Raw genomic sequence first — 6121 nt, forward strand, 5'->3', positions numbered from 1 at the left:
ACCCGGATAAAAAACATAGCATTTACCAGACAACCGGTCTATATTATTCAGCATGACAGAGGTAAAGACGCAATGACATCAGTAATCACAAAACCGAAACGGGGACGGCCGCCGAAGAATCATGATGCGGGTGCGGATGTAAAAAAAATGCTGATCCGCAGCGGCATGGAGATGTTTACCGAAAAAGGTTATATGACATCGGATATCAACGGGATCCTGAAAAAGGTCGGTGTACCAAAGGGCTCTTTTTACTATTACTTTGACAGTAAAGAGCAGTTTGGTCTGGAAATCATGCGTAATTACGACAGCTATTTTTCCCGTCTGCTGGATAAATGTTTGTCGGATACCACGCTGCCGCCACCGGAAAGATTACGGGCATTTTATCTGACCGCCAAAGCCGGGATGGAAAAATATCACTGGCAGCGCGGTTGTCTGGTGGGGAATCTCGGCCAGGAAGTGACCAGTCTGCCGGCAGGGTATTGTGAAATACTCGATGAGATTATTACCGGCTGGCAGAAGAAAGTGGAAATCTGTCTTCTGGAAGCACAGAAACAGCAGCTTATTTCCGGTAAAACAGATTGCAGGCAAATGGCGGCGTTTTTCTGGACGGGCTGGGAAGGGGCGGTAATGCGTGCCAAACTGACCCGCAACAGTGAACCGCTGGATCTGTTTATCACTGTTTTTATGACGCAGATACTGGCTGATAAAGCCTGAGATAGTGTTGCAGAATAATTTATTAAATATCGCCGTTGTTAACACGCCGGTGAGTATTTAATAAATTTTTTTACAATTAACCAGACAACTGGTCTATATTCATAAAAGGATAACACCATGTTTAACTGCATTCTGATTGAAAATACTGACGGCTACACCGCAAAGCTGGCTCAGCTCGATGAATCACAGCTGCCGGATCACAATGTGACTGTGCAGATTGATTATTCCACGCTGAACTATAAAGATGGCCTGGCGATTACCGGCAAAAGCCCGGTTGTGCGTAGTTTTCCGATGGTTCCGGGGATTGATTTTGCCGGTACCGTGACCGAAAGCAGCTCTGAACATTATAAAGTTGGCGACAAAGTACTGCTCAACGGCTGGAGTGTCGGCGAAAAATACTGGGGCGGATTGTCTCAGGTGGCAAAAGTGAAAGACAGCTGGCTGACACCGTTACCGGCAGGGATGAGCACAAAGCAGGCGATGATGATCGGCACCGCCGGTTATACGGCAATGCTGGCAGTTCAGGCACTGCTGAAACAGGGGATCACCAAAGAATCCGGCAAAGTGCTGGTGACCGGTGCCAGTGGCGGCGTGGGCAGCTTCGCGGTTTCTCTGCTGTCAAAATTAGGTTTTGAGGTTATCGCTTCGACTGGTCGTACGGCCGATACCGCGTATCTGATTGATACCCTGGGCGCATCTGAAATTATGGATCGCAATGAATTATCCGTACCGGGTAAACCGCTGACCAAAGAGCGCTGGGCGGCGGCGATTGACAGTGTGGGCAGCCACACACTGGCCGGTGTTTGTGCCGGTACTCAGTATGGTGGTGTTGTGGCGGCCTGTGGTCTGGCTCAGGGCATGGATTTTAACGGGACTGTTGCACCGTTTATCCTCAGAGGTGTGAGCCTCATCGGTATCGACAGTGTGATGCGTCCGCAGGCAGATCGTGTGGCGGCATGGAAACAACTGGCTGAACTGACTGATCCGGCACAGCTGGAAACTATCAGCCGTGTGATCCCGTTAAATGAAGCGATTCCTGCAGCACACAGCCTGCTGAACGGCGAAATCCGCGGCCGTGTGGTTGTTGATGTGAATAACTAATATTGTCTGACCCGCAGTATCCGTAAAAGAACATCCGGCAGAATCCTTCCGCCGGATGTTCGGCTTACAAAGTCAGCACTATTAAGTGCTCTTACATACTACTCATAATCACTTATCAGCGAAAGATGTATTATCGCTGCCATGAATACACCATAACGTCGGTTCCCGGAATATTGTCCCGGATTGTCCTCTTCCATCAATAAACGTGCTGTTAACGTTATATTTCCCTGTTTTTATATCGGAAGCGGTATTAATGACATGTATTTTCCCTTCTGAAGGCATAATCATCACGGCCGTATCCGGGGCATCCGGCATCACAGATTATTATCATTATTCGCCTGACGGGCTGTATTTGCTCATTTCTGTATTTTATGAATAATAGCGATGTAAAAAGATATGACTGATACATAAAGCAGTATTTATAAAAACGACATTAACTAAGAATTATCTTATAGGGATGAGACATGCAAATGATGCAGGCAGTAAATCCGGTAAAACTGAAGTCAGTTATCAAATTGATTATTGTTGCCGTTATTCTCCTCGTCGCGGGAATAGTTACCTTTAATTCATATACCATTGTGCAGGATGGTTCGGTAAAAGTCGGAACCTTTTTAGGTAAGGTCAACCCGGTCGCTTATGATGCCGGGCTGCATTTTCCGATTAACCCGTTTATGACATTTGACACCTATTCAACAAAAGATATCCGCGTATCACTGAAAGAGTTACGCGTACCTTCACAGGACAAACTGAAATCCATCGTGGATATTACGGTGATGCTCCAGTTTGATGGCGCCAAAGCCCCCATTCTCCGTATTAACGGTGGTACAGAAAGTGAAGCTCTGGATAAATATGTCCGCCAGAAACTGATTTCCACGATTCTGGAATTCGGGAAAGATGTTGCCAACGCACAGGATCTGTATACCGCGGATACGCAGCGAAAATTGCAGGAATCTATCCGTGATGCCATTCAGGGTTATGCTTCACCTTACGGCTATACGATCAAAGAGATTATGATCCAGGATATTACGCTGCCGGAAGTAGTTCAGGAGCAGGTCGTAAATACCAAGATGCGTCAGGAGCAGATAAACCAGGCAAAAGCAGAAGCAGAGAAAGAGCGTGAACTGGCACAGAAAAAGGTGGTTATCGCACAGGCAGAGCGTGAGTCCGCAGAACAGCAGGCGCTTGCCCGTGAGCGTAATGCTCAGGCCAGCTCTTACGCAATGCGTCAGGAAGCCGATGCCCGTTTATATGCTGCTCAGAAAGAATCAGAAGCGAACGCCGTGTTACAGCAGACAATCACCCGCGAAATGATTAACTGGAAGCAGCTTGAAATAGAACAAATTAAAGCAGAGAAATATAAAGGTGAAGTGCCTAATATTGTTGTTGGTGCAGATTATGACGGAAAAATGATCATGGATATGCGCTCACAGCAGTAAAAATAACAGTTTGTCACTGAAAACCGTCATATGGCGGGTTTTCTGTATACAAACAGCAGGACGATATTATGAATAATATCGTCCTGTTTTTTTATTATTCCTGACTTCAGATATCGGGGTAATAAATATTGATTTATCTCTTCATTAAAATAATCAGTAGGATATCGGATGAATAATAGATGATTATAAAATAATGATTCTATTTATTATTTTAAAGTTCATTTTATTATTCAAGATAAAATAACTGATTATTAAAAGGACTGATAATGAAAGAATTAAATTGTGCTGAAATTGAACTGGTTTCCGGCGCCGGATGTGTTCAGGACACCATTGCTGATCTCGGAAAAAAACTCGGTGACTGGGGTTTTGATCTGCTCGGCCCATATCTGACAGTAGATTTACCGGTGATCGGTAAAGTCAGCCTCAAAGATGCTTATCCGGGACTGGGCAGGGAAGTCGGCGGGAAAGTGGGTTCGGTTGTCGGCGGTTTTATTGAAGATAAATTAGGTGGTGTTGTGGATCTCGGTGGTATTTGTAAATAATATGCTGATAAAGTAATAGTATAAATGGTGATCCTCTGCGGAATATTCCGCAGAGGATCATTGATATGTAAACCTTTATCATCAGAATCGTCTGTATTTATCCTGACAGACCACAACGCAGCACTGTTATATTCACATTATATAATTTTGTTATTTTCAGTTTGTTATCATTTGCACGCATTAATACAGTTGCCGGTTAGCGGGGAGTTGTGCGGGGTCCGGTACAATTTTCTGTAAAAAGCCGGTTTTATTTTTTTAATTCATTAAAAAACTTCAGTATTCTACGGAAATATAGCACATAAACAGAAACTATATTATCGTAAGCCAATATACTCTTGAAAAGTAGTGTAAAGTTATCATGATTTTCTATTGAATTGATAAATAAGAAATATCTGTCGTTCCATAAATGGACTCTATCACTGCATGCGGTAATCGCCATTAATTTTTATTACGTCCTTTTCCTGATTTATTACCGGTCGTCAATTCATCTAAAATAAGCGCGGGGCTGACTATGTTCAGACGAATTTATAAATAATGAAAGGGAAATCTAAATATGAAAGAGTTAAGTATTCAGGAAATTGAAGCAGTTTCTGGTGCCGGTTTTATTAAAGATGGTTTAGTGGGTGTCGGCAGCAAAATTGGTGATGCGGCATTCCGGGCATTTGGTCCTTATATGAATGTGAAAGTGCCTCTGTTTGGTCAGATTAATATCGCACAAAAATTCCCGGGCTTAGGTAAAGATCTGGGATCTCAGATTGGCGGTAATGTAGGTGATAAAATCGAATCACGCTTAACATCTTTACCGGGTGTTGGTGGTTTATTTAAAAAACTGCTCGGTTAATTAATACTGTAACCCGCATTATTGACTGTTTCGTAGTCAATATCATATTTTGAGGGAATTCATTATTTTATGAATTCCCGTTTTTTTTTCTTTTCCCTGATACTGACGGCCTTTTATTCACCGGATAACCGCAGGCAGGGTTTATTGTGTTCCGCAAAGCCGCACTCGATAACCGAAAAATGAAATGGCGGGGTAAGGCCTTATTATTACCCGGTATTCCGCTGTGGCTGATAGTAATATGCAGCTTTCTGTTTTTAGTGGTTTTTCTGACATTTATTTTGTCCGGCAGTTATACGCGGCGGGTCAGTGTGACCGGGGAAATTACCACCAATCCCCGGGCTGTCACCGTATCTGCCGGTGTACAGGGATTTATTACCCGGCAATATGTGAATGAAGGGCAGACTATCCGCAAAGGAGACCCGGTTTACCGTATTGATACCAGCAGGGCCACAGCCAGTGGTGTGGTCAGTGATAATCAGCGCCGTGAAATTGAAAATCAGTTACAGCATATCCGTGATATGACCGCCCGCCTCAGAGAGAACAAACACACCACTCTGGCCTCGCTCGAAAAACAAAAATCACTTTATGCACAGGCTCAGTTGCAATCTGCCGGGATTATTGAACGGGCGCAGGAAGGGATCCGCATTATGAAACAGAATATGGATAATTATCATCACTACCGGGAAAGAGGGCTGATAAATAAAGATCAGTGGCTGAATCAGGCTGCGCTTTATTATTCTCAGCAAAGCAGTCTGCTGGGTTTAAGCGGACAGAATGAACAGAATATTCTGCAGGTTACGTCTCTGGAAAGTCAGATTCTGACTCAGGCCGCTGAGTTTGATAACCGGATTTATCAGCTGGAATTACAGCAGTCAGAGCTGATGAAAGAGCAGGTAAATAACGATGCGGGTGGCGAGATTATTGTCCGCGCCCTGACAGACGGCCGGGTGGATTCCCTCGGCGTAACCGTCGGTCAGATGGTCAATCCGGGCGATACCCTGCTGCAGATCCTGCCGGAAAATATCCGTCAGTACTTGCTGGTGCTCTGGGTGCCCAATGATGCACTGCCTTATCTGAATGTCGGTGATGCGGTGAATATCCGTTATGAAGCCTTCCCGGCAGAAAAATTCGGCCAGTTTGCCGCCACCATTCAGGTGATTTCCAAAACCCCCGCCTCCGCACAGGAAATGATGACCTATGCCGGCGCGCCGAAAGTCAGCCAGATGCCGCAATCCATCCCCTATTACAAAGTGATTGTGCGCCCGGAAAAACAGATGATCGCCTATGATGGCCGCGAACTCAGCCTGCAAAACGGCATGAAAGCCAATACCACCCTGTTTCTGGAAAAACGCAAAATCTATCAGTGGATGGTATCGCCGTTCTATGACATGAAACAGAGCGCCTCCGGGCCAACAGGAGCAAACACACCATGACAGAACGGACGCTGTTATCTGACCGGGAGGCTGCATGCGCCGTTTATCCCTGAA

The 6121-nt window shown here is 45.0% G+C and carries 6 protein-coding genes; all 6 read left to right on the forward strand.

Translation table 11 applies throughout. The annotated features are described in order from the left end of the window. The first annotated feature begins 72 nt into the window (after positions 1-72). Positions 73-714 carry an acrylate utilization transcriptional regulator AcuR gene (acuR, locus tag AB7038_RS06010; RefSeq protein ID WP_186849232.1) on the forward strand — a complete coding sequence of 214 codons (642 nt, stop codon included), beginning with the start codon at positions 73-75 and terminating at the stop codon, positions 712-714. A gap of 117 nt (positions 715-831) precedes the next feature. After that, a complete protein-coding gene (gene acuI, locus AB7038_RS06015) occupies positions 832-1815 on the forward strand; it encodes an acrylyl-CoA reductase (NADPH) (RefSeq protein ID WP_004237682.1) in 984 nt (327 codons plus the stop codon). Between the two features lie 470 nt (positions 1816-2285). Beyond that, on the forward strand, positions 2286-3251 hold the full coding sequence (locus tag AB7038_RS06020) for an SPFH domain-containing protein (RefSeq protein ID WP_369452934.1): 966 nt from the start codon (positions 2286-2288) through the stop codon (positions 3249-3251). 266 nt (positions 3252-3517) lie between these two features. Then, positions 3518-3793, forward strand: coding sequence for a hypothetical protein (locus tag AB7038_RS06025; protein ID WP_369452935.1), 276 nt, complete (start codon positions 3518-3520; stop codon positions 3791-3793). Positions 3794-4346: 553 nt separating this feature from the next. After that, positions 4347-4634: a hypothetical protein gene (locus tag AB7038_RS06030; protein ID WP_214178334.1), complete on the forward strand. Its 288-nt coding sequence runs from the start codon at positions 4347-4349 to the stop codon at positions 4632-4634. A 146-nt stretch (positions 4635-4780) separates the two neighbouring features. Continuing rightward, positions 4781-6067 carry an HlyD family secretion protein gene (locus AB7038_RS06035; protein ID WP_369452936.1) on the forward strand — a complete coding sequence of 429 codons (1287 nt, stop codon included), beginning with the start codon at positions 4781-4783 and terminating at the stop codon, positions 6065-6067. Positions 6068-6121 lie beyond the last annotated feature (54 nt).

It is taken from the genome of Morganella morganii, assembly GCF_041099235.1.
Taxonomy (GTDB): Bacteria; Pseudomonadota; Gammaproteobacteria; order Enterobacterales; family Enterobacteriaceae; genus Morganella; species Morganella morganii_E.